Genomic DNA, 15961 nt, shown 5'->3' on the forward strand with positions numbered 1-15961 from the left:
TATCTTACTTTTTGTCGAGAATGATTTTCAATTGGTATTGTGTTTCATTAGTACAAAGCGTGTCGCTGGCTCACGCCTGTAAATAACGCAACACGGCATCACCTATCATTTCGCGCTGACGCTGCTTGACCTGCAGATCGGAAAAGTCGACCTGGAAGATTTCGCCAAGGGTGTAGCGGTTCGAGACGCGATAAAAACAGAATGAGCTGACCAGCAAGTGAACATCCAGCGGGTTGAGCCCGGTACGGAAGACCTTTTGTTCAACGCCACGCTGCAGGATGTTTTCCAGCGCCTGCACAATGGTGTCGTTCATGGCCTTGATGCCTTCGGAACGCTTGATGTATTCACCCTTGTGGATATTTTCAATGCTGACGATACGCACAAAATCCGCGTTCATATCGTGGTGATCGAAGGTAAATTCCACCAGCCGTTGAATCGCCAGCACCGGCTCCAGCTGATCCAGGTTCAAGCGGCTCTCGATGCTGCGGATTTCCCCGTACAGTTTCTCCAGCACCTCGACGTAGAGCTGCTCCTTACTGGTGAAGTAGTAGTAGATCATGCGCTTTGAAGTTTTGGTGCGCTCTGCGATAGCGTCCACCCGCGCCCCCGCCAGCCCTTGTTCGACGAACTCGATAATGGCTTCTTGCAGGATGTTTTCGCGGGTTTTCTCTGGGTTGTTCTTACGGCTTTTACGCGGTTCGACTACCGGTGCCGTGGCGCCGGTGTCGACTTCTTGGATCTTGGTCATAAAGGCTCACGGCCATCTTGGGATGCCCGTGATTATGGGCTGCCCTGCTCTGTGAAGGAAGTCGCCTTACAGCTTTGCCTGACGCGCCGCACCACTGCGCGACTTGGCCATGGCCGCTAGACGCACTGCAACGTTGGCCGCGCCATAGCCGGCGTAGCCATTCTTGCGTTGCAGCAGTTCAAAGAAGAATCGCCCTTCAAACGCTTCGGTGTACACATGGAATAGCTCGCCGCCCTGGGCATCGCGGTCGTACAGGACGTTGAAATAGGCCAGTTTGCTCAGGAACTCGTCATCAAAATCAAAGCGCGCTGCCAGGTCGTCGTAGTAGTTGAGCGGGATATCCAGCAGCGGTACGCCTGCGGCTTTGGCGCGACTGACTTCGGCGAACAGGTCGTCACATTCGAAAGCGATGTGATGTACACCAGAGCCGCGATAACTCGACAAGGCATGTGAGATGGCGGTGTTTCTGTTCTCGGAAATATTCAGCGGCAAGCGAATCGAGCTGCAACGACTGCGCAGCGCACGGCTTTTTACCAAGCCATACGGGTCCGGTAGCACCACTTCGTCATCGGCCTCGAAATCCAGCAGGCTTTTATAGAACAACACCCAGCTGTCGAGGCTATCGGCCGGCAATGCCATGGCCATATGGTCGATGCGTTTCAGGCCGCCCTGGGCTGATGCCGTTGGTGTGAGGTTAAAGTCCGATTCGTATAACGGTTTGCCCGCCTCGTCCTGGTCCACCAGATAAATCAGGCTGCCATCCGGTGCCCGTACTGCCGCCAGCTCCAGCTCGTTGGGGCCGACCAGGCCGCGATAGGGCTGGCCCTTGTAGGCCACGGCGCGGGCCAGTGCGCTGGCGCTGTTTTGCACACGAATGGCGGTGGCGCATAACGATGGGCCATGAGCCTCAAAAAAGTTATGGGCGAACGAATAGGGTTCTGCGTTGAGGATCAGGTTGATATCACCCTGGCGCAGCAGGCTTACATTCTTCGAACGGTGCTGACCGGCCTTGCTGAAGCCCAGACGTTCCAGCCAGTGAGTCAGTTGCGCGCCCTGATTTTCATCCACGGCAAATTCAAGAAATTCGATGCCGTCGTACTGGCTGGCTGGCGGCGGCGCGAACAGGGGTTGCAGCGTTGCAGCCGGGACGGCCTGCTGGGCCAGGCGCTCGCGGGTTTTCTCTTCGAGGTACAGCAACGAGCGCAAACCATCGGCCGCATTGGCCCGCGGGGGCGCGGCGCGAAAACCGTCATTGAAGATTTCCAGCGACAAGGGGCCGGTGTAGCCGCTCTGGATAATCGGCGCCAGAAAGCCCGGCAGATCAAATTCGCCCTGGCCCGGGAAGCAGCGAAAATGACGGCTCCACTCCAGCACGTCCATGGCCAGGATCGGCGCATCGGCCATCTGCACAAAGAAGATCTTGTCACCGGGGATCTGCGCAATCGCGCTCGGGTCGCCCTTGAGCGACAGGGTGTGGAAGCTGTCGAGCAAGACGCCCAGATTCGGGTGGTCGACCTCACGCACCAAGTCCCAGACCTGTTGCCAGGTATTGACGTGGCGGCCCCAGGCCAGCGCTTCGTAACCGATACGCAGGTCCCGTGCCCCGGCACGCTCGGCGAGCAAGCCAAGGTCATCAAGCAGGATCTGCCGGTCACCGGTCGAGTCCGCAGCGGCGTTGCTGCACACCAGCACGAGGTCGGTACCCAGTTCCTGCATCAGGTCGAATTTGCGCTCGGCACGGTCCAGGTTGCGCGCCAGGCGGTCGCGGCGGCAGCCTTCAAAGTCACGGAACGGCTGGAACAGGCTAATGGCCAGCCCCAGGTCTGCACACATCTGCCGTACTTCCCGCGGGCTGCCATCGTAATACAGCAGGTCATTTTCGAATATTTCGACCCCGTCAAAACCTGCTGCTGCAATGGCGTCCAGCTTTTCTGGCAAGGTGCCGCTCAAGGAAACCGTGGCGATCGAACGCTTCATTTATAACTCCCAGGATTGGCGCAGCCTGCAGGCGACGGCATTTCTTAATGGCCTGATTATTAAGGGCGCCCTATTATTGAGCAACCAATCTGTACCAACCAGTTAGTTTTGCGTGCGATTATCGAACATAATGACCTCTCTTGAATTGACGATTTTTTGTCCACTCGCCACCATCGAGTCCGTACTTCTTGCGTCACCTGCTGTGCAACACCACATAAAAATTCCAAGAAACGGGTAAACATCCATGGTCCCTTCTCCGACTGCACGCACCACCTCTGCCCATGCTCCAAGCGCAGGGATCGGTGACAAGATTCGCGGCACCCTGGCGACTGGCAAAACCCGTTGGGGCATGCTGGCACTGGTGTTTTTCGCCACCACCCTGAACTTTATCGACCGCGCTGCCCTGGGCGTCATGCAACCGATTCTGGCCAAGGAAATGAGCTGGACGGCGATGGACTACGCCAATATCAACTTCTGGTTTCAGGTGGGCTATGCCATTGGCTTTGTACTGCAAGGCCGCCTGATTGATCGGGTTGGAGTCAAGCGTGTGTTCTTCTGCGCCGTGTTGCTGTGGAGCCTGGCCACCGGTGCTCATGGCCTGGCCACGTCGGCCGTGGGCTTTATGATCTGCCGCTTTATTCTCGGGCTGACCGAAGCCGCCAACTACCCGGCCTGCGTAAAAACCACGCGCCTGTGGTTCCCGGCCAGCGAACGGGCTGTGGCCAGCGGGATCTTCAACGCCGGGACCAACGTCGGCGCCATGTTCACCCCGATGTTGTTGCCACTGGTGCTGCATGTGTGGGGCTGGCAGGCCGCCTTTTTGTGCATGGCCGCCTTGGGCGGTATCTGGCTGATTTTCTGGGGTTTGAAGTACTACAACCCGGAAGATCACCCGACCGTAAGCAAAGAGGAACTGGCTTACATCCAGCAAGAGAAAGAACCTGAGCAAACCACCGTATCCTTCGGCACCATCCTGAAGATGCGCGGCACCTGGGCCTTCGCCTTGTCCTACGCAATGACGGCTCCAGTGTTCTGGTTCTACCTGTACTGGCTGCCGCCGTTTTTGAACCAGCAATACAACCTGGGCATCAGCGTGACCCAGATGGGTATCCCGCTGATCATCATCTATATCACTGCCGATTTCGGCAGCGTCGGCGGCGGGATTCTGTCTTCAGTACTGATCAGGCGCGGCATGGCGGCGGTCAAGGCCCGACTGGTATCGATGCTGTTGTGCGCGATCAGCATTATCGGCGTGGTCATGGCTGCCGGCTCCAGTGAACTGTGGGTTGCGGTAGGCGCCATTGCCCTGGCACTCGGCGCGCATCAGGCGTGGACTGCCAATGTGTGGAGCATGGTGATGGACTACACGCCCAAGCACATGATGGGCACTGTGTTCGGCTTTGGCGGCATGTGCGCGGCCATCGGCGGGATGTTTATGACCCAGTTCGTGGGCTATGTACTGACTGTCACCAACAATAATTACACCTTGTTGTTCACCATGATTCCAGCGATGTACTTCATTGCGTTAGTGTGGATGTACTTCATGGCGCCGCGAAAAATCCCGCAGGTTTGACGCATAGACTCAACGAGGTCTCGATGACATTGCCCACACCCCTTTCAGGGGTGAACAAACCCTTGAAGGGCATCCTGCTGATTGTGACGGCCACTGCGCTGTTCTCCAGTCACGATGCGCTGTCCAAGTACCTGAGTGGTTTTTACCCAGTGGTGATGGTGGTGTGGGCACGTTACCTGGTGCATACCGTGCTGATGGCGGGGATCTTTCTGCCACAGTCCGGGTTGCGGGTACTGCGCAGCAAACGGCCTTTGCTGCAGGTGTTGCGGGCCATCTGCCTGCTGGGTTCGGGCCTGTTTTTCACCTATGGATTGTTGTTTATCCCGCTGGCAGAGAATACCGCGGTCAACTTTCTCGCGCCGCTGTTGGTCGCGGCATTGTCCGGGCCATTACTGGGCGAAACGGTAACCCGCGGGCAATGGCTGGCCGTGATCTGCGGGTTTATCGGGGTGGTGATCATCATTCACCCTGGGGGCGAGTTGTTTACCCCGGCGGTGTTGTTACCGATGGCGGCAGCGCTGTGCTTTAGCTGTTATCAGATTCTGACGCGCAAACTCAGCGCGTATGACAGCCCCACCACCAGCAACTTTTTTGCCGGGCTATTTAATGTGTTGGTGATGAGCGCGCTGGTGCCGTTTTTCTGGCAAACCCCGACATTGGTCCACGGTCTGCAAATGCTCGCATTGGGCAGCCTGGGCATGACCGCGCATTTGCTGCTGACCCAGTCGTTTCGCGTGGCCGCACCGGCCTTGCTGGCGCCATTCAGTTATTGCCAGATTGTGTTTTCCGGGGTGTTGGGCTGGTTGCTTTTTGACCACACGCCGGATCTGGCCAGCCGCGTCGGTATTGCGATTATCTGTGCCAGCGGGCTGGCGGCAGCTTGGCAGCAACGGCGCGGGCGCGCATAACCAGTGGGAGCGGGCTTGCTCGCGATGCAGGCAACTTGGTTTATCAGGTAAACCGAGATGATCCCATCGCGAGCAAGCCCGCTCCCACACACAATTGCAGTGCCGGGTATGTTCAGAAGTCGAAGAACACTGTCTCGCCTTCGCCCTGGATGCGGATATCAAAGCGATAGGCTGTTTTGCCATTTAACTCGCATCGATGAGCAATCAGGGTTTCGCGACGCTGCGGCTGCTCGATCAGGTTGAGCACCGGGCATTGGCCATTCGCGTCTGGCTCGTCGCTGAAGTACAGCCGCGTCTGCAAATGGATATTGATGCCACGGGCAAACAGCGACACATTGATATGCGGCGCCATGGGTATACCCGCAGCGTTGTTCACCACACCCGGCTTGATGGTGTTGAGTGTCCACTCACCGGCATCGAAGGTGGTGGCAGTACGGCCAAAGCTGTTGAAGGCTTTTTCCGAGTCAAAATCTTCGTCGTAAACCCCTTCGTGGTTGGCTTGCCACAGTTCCAGAAAGGAGTCGCGCACCAGGTGGCCGTTACCGTCATAGACGTTGCCAAACAGCACGATGTGCTCGCCCGCAGCGTGCGGCTTGGCCATCTCGCTCCAGATTTCTTCAGGGCGCGACGGGTTGCCGGCAGCGGCCAGTGCCAGGCCGATATGCACATAGGGGCCAGCCGTTTGCGATGGGGTTTCCGGTAGCAGTTCGATAGGCATGACGGGGCTCCTCAGCAGTTTTCGAAGTGAGTCTGGCGCTGACCGCGCAGCACAATGTCAAAACGATACGCCAGGCAATCCATCGGATTGGCGGCGCCCATGTCCAGACGGGCGATCAAACTTTGCACCGCGTCAGGATTGGTGATCGACTTGACGATCGGACACATCGGGATCATCGGGTCGCCTTCGAAATACAGCTGGGTAATCAGCCGCGTGGCAATCGAGGGGCCACTGATGGAGACGTGGATATGCGCCGGACGCCAGTCATTTGGCCCGTTGCGCCAAGGATAGGGGCCAGGTTTGACAGTGCGGAAGCTGTAATAGCCTTCGCTGTTGGTCAGCGCACGACCCACGCCACCGAAGTTGGGGTCCAGGGGGGCCAGATAGCGGTCGTTCTTGTGGCGATAACGGCCACCCGCGTTGGCCTGCCAGATTTCCACCAGGGTGTGGGGAATCGGCTTGCCATACTGGTCGCACACGCGCCCCGCCAGGATGATTCGTTCACCAATCGGCAAACCGCCATTGTTGAAATTGAGCAGCAAGTCGTTATCGAACTTGCCGAATTTCAGATGGGAAAAGTCAGGCCCGCTGGTTTCGCTGACCGATTGCGGAATGCTCACCAGCGCCTGGCGCGGGGAACGGGCAATCGAGGTCTTGTAGTCGGGGGTCAGGGCTTTGGGGTGCCAGTTGCGGTCACGGATGATAAAGCGCCGGCTGTCTGCATCAGACATGTCGATCTCCTGTTGTTTTTATAGAGGCTAGAAGCCAGTTTCAAACAACAGGCCAGTAAGGACTACTGAAAAGGCCACATACATACATAACCAAATGGTTATGGATAAAGTTCTTCGCCATAGGCCTGGCCCAATTCGCGCAAAACCTCGACACAGCCCTGGGCCGCCACTGACATGGGTACATGGGCGTTGCTGCAAATACCGATCGAGCCGCCCGGCTCGCGCTGGCCCAGGTCGATTTCTTGCAGTTCGCCACTGGCCAGATCCAGGCGCACGGCGTCCAGCGGTGCAATCCATACCGCATCGTTGCGCAATACATAACGCCGACTGAGAGTGATCGACAGGGTTTCCAGACGCTGGCGGGACTGGCTGATACCGCACTGCACAAACAGGCTGTCGGCAAAAGTGCGAATAGTGGTGTTGGCCAAGGGCAAAACCAGCGGGTAGTTCTCCAACTGACTGCGGTCCAGCGGCCCCCGGGTCAGGGGGTGATCTGCGCGTACCACCAGAGTCATGGATTCGCTGTAGAGATGTTCAAAGTTCATCCCTTGAATTTGTGGGCTGTCGGTCATGCGCCCCACCACCAGATCGACATCACCTACGCGCAATTGCGATAACAGATAGGCGCTGGGCCCGGTCACAACGCTCACCACCAGCGACGAATGCCGCGCATGCAGGCGCTGAACCAGTTCGGGTATCAGCAGGCTTTCCACGGTGGACAGCACCCCAAGCCGCACCGTACCGCCCACATATTCGCCCCCGCGCAAGGCATTCACCCCTTCACGCAATGCCTGCACCGAAGGTGTCGCATAACGCATAAAGGCCACCCCGGCCTCAGTCAGCGTAACCCCGCTTTTACTGCGCACAAACAAGCTGACCGTCAGCAGTTCCTCAAGCTCCTTGAGGGTTTTCGACATGGCCGGCTGGCTCACCGCCAGTACATCCGCTGCCCGCGCCAGGCTGCCCTGGCGCGCCATCTCCAGAAAACACACGAGGTGACGGTACTTGATGCGGGTATCAATGTTCACAGGGGTAACAACTCCGGCGCGGGGATTGGCTGAGATCGCGGGCTTTGCGATAAAAGATGAGTTTATCCTCACCTGCCAACCCTGAGCCCAAATGCCATACTCTTTGGCCAATAAATAAGCGTCTGACAGCCGGACTGGCATTGTCCCGACTCAGCAACAACACTTGAATACACGATTTATCAGAGGACTGCCCCCATGCTTTGGAAAAAAGGCCGACGTAGCGATAACGTCGAAGACGTGCGCGATCAAAGCACCGGTGGCGGCGGGATGCGTATCGGTGGCGGTAAAGGGCTGAGTTTGATGGCCGTGGTGGTGATTGTCGGCATCGGCTTGCTGACCGGGCAGGACCCGATGCAGATCCTCGGACAATTAAGCGGTCAGCTCACCGAACAATCTTCGCCCCAGGTCACCCAACAAGCCGGGCGTGCGCCAGCGGCCAATGACGAACAAGCCGATTTTGTACGGGCGGTTCTGGGTGACACCGAGGACACCTGGCGTCAGGTATTTCAACAAGCCGGGCGCAGCTATAAAGATCCGACCCTGGTGCTGTTTCGCGGCCAGATCAATTCGGCCTGCGGCTTTGCTACCGCAGCCAGCGGGCCGTTTTATTGCCCGGCAGACCAGAAGGTCTATCTGGATATGAGTTTCTTCCAGGAAATGGCCCAACGGTTCAAGGCCGCTGGCGATTTTGCCCAGGCTTATGTGATCGCCCACGAGGTTGGTCATCACGTACAGACCTTGCTGGGTGTGTCGTCGAAAATGCAGATGGCCCGCCAACAGGGCAAGCGCATGGAAGGCGATGGCGGCTTGCTGGTGCGTCAGGAACTGCAAGCCGATTGCCTCGCCGGGGTGTGGGCCAATCATGCACAAAAACGCCTGAACTGGCTGGAGCCTGGGGATATTGATGAAGCCTTGAATGCCGCCAATGCCATTGGCGATGACCGCTTGCAGCAACAAGGCCAAGGCCGTGTGGTACCGGATTCCTTTACCCACGGTACTTCTGCGCAACGGGTGAAATGGTTCAAGACCGGTTTTGAGCAAGGCAATATCAATCAGTGCGATACCTTCTCGGCAGCGAGGCTTTAAATGGTCATACGTTCGATCGCGTCAATCATGGGCCTGTTGCTGGCCTGCTCCGCCACTCAAGCGGCTGAGCACGGGGTTAAGGAACTTAGTCCCGATCATCTCAAAATAGGCCCCGGGGAATTGAGTCTCGGCCTGAGTCAGGACTGGAAACGGCCACTGCCGCAGGTGCAGCGCGCATTGATCGTGATTCACGGTCGCCTGCGCAATGCTCAGACGTACTTGCACAGCGCCGAGCAGGCTGCGAGCCAGGCCGGGCAGTTATCCACAACCCTGGTGATTGCGCCGCAGTTCCTCAATGAGTCTGATGGCACTCGCAATGCCTTGTCCGACTCGGTCCTGCGCTGGCACGCCAATGACTGGATGGCGGGCGACCCGGCGGTGAGTCCTGCACCGCTCAGCTCTTATGCGGCACTGGATCAGATCCTTGAACGACTCAGCGACCGCAAGCGCTTCCCTGCCTTGCGCGAAGTCGTGATCGCCGGGCATTCCGGGGGCGCCCAAGTGGTGCAGCGCTACGCCCTGACCACTCAGGCCGACAAAGCCTTGCAGGCAGACGGGATCAAGGTGCGCTATGTGGTTGCCAACCCGTCTTCTTATGCTTACTTCAATGCCCAGCGGCCGATTCCGACCTTTGATGCGGCGAACTGCCCTGGCTTCAACACCTGGAAGTACGGGCTCAAGGAGCTGCCTGCCTACGCCGAGGGGCAAAAACACCGACAGCTGGAACAGGCCTATGTCGAGCGCGACATTACCTATCTGCTAGGGGCCAAGGACACCGACCCCAACCACCCGGCGCTGGATAAAAGCTGCGAGGCCGAAGCCCAGGGTGCCTTCAGGCTGGAACGGGGCAAGAACTACTTTGAGTATTTGACCCAGCGCCATCCACAGGGGCTCAATCAGCGGTTGGTTGAAGTGCCCGGGGTCGGGCACAACGGCGACCAGATGTTCACCTCGCCAGAGGGGCAGAAAGCGTTGTTTGGCGGGTAAACACACCCATTACCGCTGTGGGAGCGGACTTGCTCGCGATAGCATCACCTCGATTTTCCTGGTAAACCGAGTTGCCTGCATCGCGGGCAAGCCCGCTCCCACAAGGTTTAAAGGTTAGGCGAGCAACTGACGCAGTTCGAAACAGTCTTTGGCGTGCCAGTCGGTCAGTTCCGGCCACGGGTTTTCCGGCACGTTGACCAGTACCGTCTTGCTGCCCGCCGCACGGCCGCAAGCCAGGTCAAAGTGGTAATCCCCCACCATCACCATCTTTGCCGGCGCCACATCCCAGGCCCGCGCCAGCTGCAGCAGGCCATCCGGGTCCGGCTTGTGTACGGCGTTGTCACGGCCCAGAACATCCTGCGGCGCAAAGCACTCGCCAAGGCCAATGGCCTTGAGGGTGATATGCGCCAGCTCCTGGGCATTGCGGGTCAGGATACCCAGGCGGCAACCCCGGGCAGCCAGATCGCGCACCAGCTCAACCGCGCCGGGTGCCGGGGTCGAAGCCAGCGCCAGTTCGCGTTCGTGCTCCAGCAACCAGGCGTGCTTGGCCGCAGCCTCTTCTGCGGGCAAGCCGTTAAGGTGGGTCAGGATGTCTTCATCCGCCGGGATTTCCAGCGCCCGACGAATCGCGGCAAAATCATGCACGGCGAGGGTCAGGGTGCCGTCCATATCGAAGACCCAGTGTTTGACGTCCTTGAGTGTCATGCCCAATCCTTGCGATGGCGGATCAACCCTTCCTGCGTGACCGAAGCCACCAGTTGACCTGCGCGGTTGTACACACTGCCACGGGAGAATCCACGGGAATTGCCCGCCCACGGGCTGTCCATGGCGTAGAGCAACCAGTCATCGGCACGCAGGTCGGCGTGGAACCACAGCGCATGGTCGAGGCTGGCGACCTGCATATCTTTTTGCCATACGCCTTTGCCGTGAGGCAGCAAGGAGGTGGTCAGCAAACCGAAGTCCGAGGCATAGGCCAGCAGGTATTTATGCAGCGCAGGCGAATCAGGCAAGGTGCCGTCGGCGCGAAACCACACGTATTTGATCGGGTCAGTGACCTTGGGGTTGAACGGGTCTTCACCCACCACCGGACGAAATTCGATGGGTTTGGCGCACAGCAGTTTTTCCCGCATGGACTCTGGAAGCAGGTGCCCGCGCTGGCGAATCATATCGAGCTCCGAAGGCAGATTCTCCGGGCCGACAACGTCGGGCATGGTCGTCTGATGCTCAAAGCCGCCCTCGTCATATTGAAACGAAGCGCTGCTGGTAAAGATCGGCTGGCCTTTCTGGATTGCGGTCACCCGCCGCGTGCTGAAACTGCCACCATCACGTACCCGGTCAACCTGGTACACCACGGGCAAACTGGCATCGCCGGGGCGCAAGAAATAGCCATGCATCGAGTGCACATGGCGGGCGTCTTCAACGGTCTGGCTCATGGCCGACAGCGATTGACCGAGCACCTGACCGCCGAACAACTGGCGAAAGCCCAAGTCCTGACTGCTGCCGCGAAAGAGGTTCTCTTCGATCGGTTCCAGGGTCAGCAAGTTGACCAGATCATCCAACACTTGGCTCATTCAGATTCTCCTCACACAAAGCAATACCTTCGTAATCTTCGTTACGCAGGTCAAAAAATTCCGGCTTGCGCCGCTCTACTGCACCTGTCTAGCCGTGCAGGGTTTCCAGCCACTGTGCCCGCGTGATGCGGTACAGCACATGAGGCCTTAGCGGGTCGCCTTCTGGCAGCAGGGGGTGATCAAAATCACCACTGAGGTCATGCTGCATACCAATGGCCTGCATCACCTTTTGCGATGGCAGATTGGCCTGGGTGGTAAATGACATCACCTGATCCAGGGCCAGGCGATCAAAGGCACAGCGCAATACCGCCCAGGCCGCCTCGCTGGCATAACCCAGGCCCCAGTGTTCAGGGGCCAGCCGCCAGGCTATTTCAACAGCCGGGGTGAAGGGCGTCTCAAACGAAACATTCATCAACCCGGTAAAACCAATAAAGGCACCTGTGTCCTTGCGCTCCAGTGCCCACAGCCCGTAGCCATATTCTGCAAAGTGCCCGCGAATTCGACCAATCAACGCCGCGCTTTCGAGGCGGCTCAAGGGCGCCGGAAAGTAGCGCATCACCTGTGGGTCGGCACACATGGCAGCGAACTCGGGCAAGTCTGTGTCACGCCAGGGGCGCAAGTGCAAACGGGCACTTTCGAGCTCTTTGATCTGCTCCATCAGTCCTCTCCGATTTGTTACCGGGCTTTACCCGAGCAGTGTACAGCGCTGTTAATATCCAGCGCTCGTTACGACGCGAAAATCCCTATGCCAGTGCCACTGATTTACCACGATGACTACAGCCCGCAGTTCCCGGCGGAGCATCGTTTTCCGATGGACAAGTTCCGCCTGCTGCGCGACCACCTGGTCGAGTCCGGGCTAACCCTTGATGCACACCTGCTACGCCCCGAGCTGTGCCCTGTGGATATCCTGGCCCTGGCCCATGACCGTAGCTATATCGAGCGCTATATGGCGGGCGAGCTGGCCCGCGAAGATCAGCGCCGCCTGGGCCTGCCCTGGAGCGAGGCGCTGGCGCGACGCACCATCCGGGCGGTGGGCGGCTCGCTGCTGGCCGCCGAGCAAGCGCTGGAGCACGGCCTGGCCTGTCATCTGGCGGGCGGCACCCATCATGCGCACTACGATCACCCGGCGGGCTTTTGCATCTTCAATGACCTGGCGATTATCAGCCGCTATATGCTGGAAAGCGGCCGGGTTAACCGGGTGCTGATTTTTGACTGTGATGTGCATCAGGGCGATGGCACAGCACGAATCCTCGAACATACGCCAGACGCCATTACCGTTTCCCTGCACTGCGAAAAGAACTTTCCGGCGCGCAAGGCGCAAAGTGACTGGGATATCGGTTTGCCAATGGGTATGGGCGACATCGAGTATTTGCAAGTGGTGGACGAGGCGCTCAATTACCTGTTGCCGCTGTATCAACCGGACCTGGTGCTCTACGACGCCGGTGTGGATGTGCATAAAGACGACGCGCTGGGCTATTTGAAGCTCACCGACGCAGGCGTTGCCGCCCGTGACGAGAGCGTGATGCGCCACTGTCTGGGCCGTGACATACCGGTAGTCGGGGTGATTGGCGGGGGTTACAGCAAAGACCGCAAGGCCCTGGCGCGCCGCCACGGGATTTTGCATCACAGTGCACAAAAGGTCTGGCTGTCATCGGGTTGTCACTAAGCTGTGATTTTTTACCCACAATGCCTGTGGAACTGCCTGTGGATAACCTGAGTGAAAGCCCCTGCAGGTCACGGCGGGCATGGCCTGCAGAAAGCTGTATGTTTTTCGTACAACCCCTGTCTCGGTAGGAGTGGGCTTGCTCGCGATGGCATCACCCCGGCTTTCCTGACAGATCGCGTCGTCTGCCTCGCGAGCAAGCCCGCTCCCACAGGGAATGTGTGCGTGAGTCAGGTAGAATGCCCGGCTTATTTCGCCGATTTGCAGCCCTGTCATGACTCAGCCCTCCTCCCCTACCCATCATGTCGCCATTATTGGCGGTGGCCCGGCCGGTTTGATGGCCGCCGAAGTGTTGAGCCAGGCAGGCGTGCAGGTTGATCTGTATGACGGCATGCCCTCGGTTGGCCGCAAGTTTTTGCTGGCCGGGGTCGGCGGCATGAATATCACTCATTCCGAAGCCTACCCGGCATTCTTGTCGCGCTATGCCGAGCGCGCACCGCAAATCGCACCACTGCTGCGTGCTTTCAACGCCGACGCCTTGTGCCAGTGGATTCACGATCTGGGCATTGAAACGTTCATCGGCAGTTCGGGCCGGGTGTTTCCCACCGATATGAAAGCCGCACCGCTGCTGCGCGCATGGCTCAAGCGATTGCGCGAGTCCGGGGTAGTTATCCACACCCGCCATCGCTGGCTGGGCTGGCAAGCCGATGGCCAGTCGCGTGTCGATAGCCCGGAAGGTGAAAAACTGATCAAGGCAGATGCCGTGGTGTTGGCCCTGGGCGGTGGCAGTTGGGCACGACTGGGCTCGGATGGTGCATGGATGCCGTTGCTGGCCGAGCGCGGCGTAGAACTGGCAGCCTTGCAGCCGAGCAACTGCGGGTTCGATGTGGCGGGCTGGAGCGAGGTGCTACGCAGCAAGTTTGCCGGTGCTCCGCTGAAAAACATCGCCATTGCCCTGGAACACGGCACGCCGCGTTTGGGCGAATGCGTGATTACCGCCAGCGGGATTGAAGGCAGTCTGATTTATGCCTGGTCGGCGCCGATTCGTGAGGCGATCAATCAACAGGGTGAAGCGACGATTCTGATTGACCTGCTGCCGAACAAGCCTGTGGATAAAATCCAGGCAGCATTGGCCAAACCGCGCGGCTCGCGCTCGATGAGCAAGCATTTGCACAGCCAGTTGGGGCTTGATGGCGTAAAAGCGGCGTTGTTGCGCGAGTTGGCGTCCGCCGAATTTTTCAACGACCCGACGCGATTGGCCAAGGCCATCAAGGCGCTACCGTTGAAGCTGATCAAGGCCCGGCCATTGGACGAAGCCATCAGCAGCGCCGGTGGTGTACGGTTTGAGGCTGTGGATGAAAACCTGATGCTCAAGGCAGTGCCCGGCGTGTTCTGCGCTGGCGAAATGCTTGATTGGGAAGCCCCCACCGGCGGCTACTTGCTCACAGGCTGTTTCGCCAGTGGCCGTGCTGCCGGGTTGGGGGTTTTGAGCTGGCTTGACGCGCAAAGCTGACCGAACTGTGGGAGCGGGCTTGCATCGCGAGCAAGCCCGCTCCCACAGTTACAGGGTGCTTAAGGCTTACGCTTGCGCGGGCCGGTGTTGAAGACCGGTACTTTACGCACAGGCTTGACCGATGGCTCGGCCGGTGCCGCTTCGCCGCTATCGACCCACTTGCCCAGGTTGCGCTTGCCACCACCGCCCGAGGTTTTCGGCTTTTTCGGCTTCTTCGGCTTTTTGATCACCTGACCCGAAGCATCAGTCTCAGGCACACGGTGCTCAGGCTCGAAGTCTTGCTCTTCGTGACGCGGCAACGTCTGACGGGTCAGCATCTCGATGGCCGACAGCATATTCACTTCATCAGCGCAGACCAGCGAAATGGCTTCGCCCTTCTGACCGGCACGGCCGGTACGACCGATGCGGTGAATGTAGTCTTCAGCCACGATTGGCAAGTCGAAGTTGACCACCAGCGGCAGGTCTTCGATATCCAGACCACGGGCCGCAACGTCAGTGGCGACCAGAATCTGCACTTCGCTGGCCTTGAAACGATCCAGCGCCCGTTGACGGGTCGCCTGTGGCTTGTCGCCATGAATGCCGTCAGCGTTGATGCCCAGGCCTTGCAGCTTGCCGACCAGCTCATCCACACCGTTGCGGGTTTTGGCGAACACCAGTACCTGTTTCCAGTGCTGGGTACGCAGCAGGTGCAAAAACAGCTCTGCCTTGCGCTTTTTATCGACCGGGATCACCCACTGCTTGACGCTGCTGGCCGCTACGTTACGCGGGCTGACTTCGATGCTCAGCGGGTTGTCGAGCATCTGCTCGGCCAGCAGGCGGATCGCGTCAGAGAAGGTGGCCGAGAACAATAGGGTCTGGCGTTTTTTCGGCAACGCACGGTAGATGTCGCGCAGCTCTTCGGAGAAGCCCAGATCGAGCATGCGATCGGCTTCATCGAGAATCAGGGTTTGCAGCTGGTTGAACTTGATCGCCTTCTGGCGATACAGGTCGAGCAGACGCCCCGGGGTGGCGACCAGTACATCAACGCCTTTGCGCATTTTCATCATTTGCGGGTTGATGCTGACCCCGCCGTACACCGCATAGGTGCTCAACGGCAGGTGCTCGGCGTACTGGCGGATGCTTTCGTGAACCTGTTCGGCCAGTTCGCGGGTGGGTACCAGTACCAGGGCGCGTACCGAGTTGCTGGCGACTTTCGGGCCTTCCATGGTCAGCGACTGCAACAACGGCAAGGCGAAGCCGCCGGTTTTGCCGGTGCCGGTCTGGGCGGCGGCCATCAGGTCGCGGCCAGCCAGCACTGCGGGGATCGCTTGGGCCTGAACCGGGGTTGGGGTCTTGTAGCCGAGCGTCTCAAGGGCGCGCAGCAAGGGTTCGATCAGGCCAAGGGTGGCGAATGTCATGGGGATACCGTCGAAAAAGGTCAGCGCGTGGGTGCATAAGTTGCAATGGCGCGCAGTTTAC

The 15961-nt window shown here is 58.8% G+C and carries 15 protein-coding genes; 6 read left to right on the forward strand and 9 right to left on the reverse strand.

Translation table 11 applies throughout. The annotated features are described in order from the left end of the window. Positions 1-70 precede the first annotated feature (70 nt). The gene (locus tag ACZRMH_RS10620; RefSeq protein ID WP_464013401.1) at positions 71-748 is read right to left on the reverse strand and encodes a TetR/AcrR family transcriptional regulator; all 678 of its coding nucleotides are present in this window, start codon (positions 746-748) and stop codon (positions 71-73) included. Positions 749-814: 66 nt separating this feature from the next. Further along, positions 815-2725 (reverse strand): 3-dehydroshikimate dehydratase QuiC, encoded by a 1911-nt coding sequence (quiC, locus tag ACZRMH_RS10625; protein WP_464013402.1) that lies wholly within the window; start codon positions 2723-2725, stop codon positions 815-817. Between the two features lie 244 nt (positions 2726-2969). On the opposite strand from quiC, the gene ACZRMH_RS10630 reads away from it, so the two are divergent. Both ACZRMH_RS10630 and ACZRMH_RS10635 read left to right on the forward strand, forming a co-directional pair. Continuing rightward, complete coding sequence (locus ACZRMH_RS10630; protein WP_464013403.1) at positions 2970-4298, forward strand: MFS transporter; 1329 nt, start codon at positions 2970-2972, stop codon at positions 4296-4298. Between the two features lie 23 nt (positions 4299-4321). Beyond that, positions 4322-5206, forward strand: a complete 885-nt coding sequence (locus tag ACZRMH_RS10635; protein ID WP_464013404.1) for a DMT family transporter — start codon at positions 4322-4324, stop codon at positions 5204-5206. Between the two features lie 112 nt (positions 5207-5318). Here ACZRMH_RS10635 and pcaG read toward each other — a convergent pair whose 3' ends face one another. From pcaG to pcaQ, 3 genes are all read right to left on the reverse strand, one after another. Next, entirely contained in the window at positions 5319-5924 is a 606-nt protein-coding gene (gene pcaG, locus ACZRMH_RS10640; RefSeq protein WP_464013405.1) for a protocatechuate 3,4-dioxygenase subunit alpha, read from the reverse strand. Positions 5925-5935: 11 nt separating this feature from the next. Next, positions 5936-6655 (reverse strand): protocatechuate 3,4-dioxygenase subunit beta, encoded by a 720-nt coding sequence (pcaH, locus tag ACZRMH_RS10645; RefSeq protein ID WP_464013406.1) that lies wholly within the window; start codon positions 6653-6655, stop codon positions 5936-5938. 98 nt (positions 6656-6753) lie between these two features. Beyond that, on the reverse strand, positions 6754-7683 hold the full coding sequence (gene pcaQ / locus ACZRMH_RS10650) for a pca operon transcription factor PcaQ (RefSeq protein ID WP_464013407.1): 930 nt from the start codon (positions 7681-7683) through the stop codon (positions 6754-6756). 195 nt (positions 7684-7878) lie between these two features. Between pcaQ and ypfJ the strand changes: the two genes are divergently transcribed. Together ypfJ and ACZRMH_RS10660 are read left to right on the forward strand one after the other, a co-directional pair. After that, positions 7879-8769: a KPN_02809 family neutral zinc metallopeptidase gene (gene ypfJ, locus ACZRMH_RS10655; RefSeq protein WP_464013408.1), complete on the forward strand. Its 891-nt coding sequence runs from the start codon at positions 7879-7881 to the stop codon at positions 8767-8769. Beyond that, complete coding sequence (locus ACZRMH_RS10660) at positions 8770-9756, forward strand: alpha/beta hydrolase (protein WP_464013409.1); 987 nt, start codon at positions 8770-8772, stop codon at positions 9754-9756. It abuts the gene before it with no gap. A gap of 114 nt (positions 9757-9870) precedes the next feature. On the opposite strand, the gene ACZRMH_RS10665 is transcribed toward ACZRMH_RS10660, so the two are convergent. The 3 genes from ACZRMH_RS10665 to ACZRMH_RS10675 all read right to left on the reverse strand — a co-directional run bounded on the left by ACZRMH_RS10665 (position 9871) and on the right by ACZRMH_RS10675 (position 11985). Then, positions 9871-10461, reverse strand: coding sequence for an HAD family hydrolase (locus ACZRMH_RS10665; protein ID WP_464013410.1), 591 nt, complete (start codon positions 10459-10461; stop codon positions 9871-9873). Beyond that, on the reverse strand, positions 10458-11327 hold the full coding sequence (gene tesB, locus ACZRMH_RS10670; RefSeq protein WP_464013411.1) for an acyl-CoA thioesterase II: 870 nt from the start codon (positions 11325-11327) through the stop codon (positions 10458-10460). The genes ACZRMH_RS10665 and tesB overlap by 4 nt, the downstream gene beginning before the upstream one ends. Before the next feature lie 88 nt (positions 11328-11415). Further along, positions 11416-11985 (reverse strand): GNAT family N-acetyltransferase, encoded by a 570-nt coding sequence (locus tag ACZRMH_RS10675; RefSeq protein WP_464013412.1) that lies wholly within the window; start codon positions 11983-11985, stop codon positions 11416-11418. A gap of 87 nt (positions 11986-12072) precedes the next feature. Between ACZRMH_RS10675 and ACZRMH_RS10680 the strand changes: the two genes are divergently transcribed. Continuing rightward, positions 12073-12993, forward strand: coding sequence for a histone deacetylase family protein (locus ACZRMH_RS10680; protein ID WP_464013413.1), 921 nt, complete (start codon positions 12073-12075; stop codon positions 12991-12993). A 271-nt stretch (positions 12994-13264) separates the two neighbouring features. Continuing rightward, positions 13265-14503, forward strand: coding sequence for a TIGR03862 family flavoprotein (locus ACZRMH_RS10685; RefSeq protein WP_464013414.1), 1239 nt, complete (start codon positions 13265-13267; stop codon positions 14501-14503). Between the two features lie 59 nt (positions 14504-14562). On the opposite strand, the gene ACZRMH_RS10690 is transcribed toward ACZRMH_RS10685, so the two are convergent. Then, positions 14563-15900, reverse strand: coding sequence for a DEAD/DEAH box helicase (locus ACZRMH_RS10690; protein ID WP_094999397.1), 1338 nt, complete (start codon positions 15898-15900; stop codon positions 14563-14565). Positions 15901-15961 lie beyond the last annotated feature (61 nt).

This window comes from Pseudomonas sp. B414, assembly GCF_055408445.1.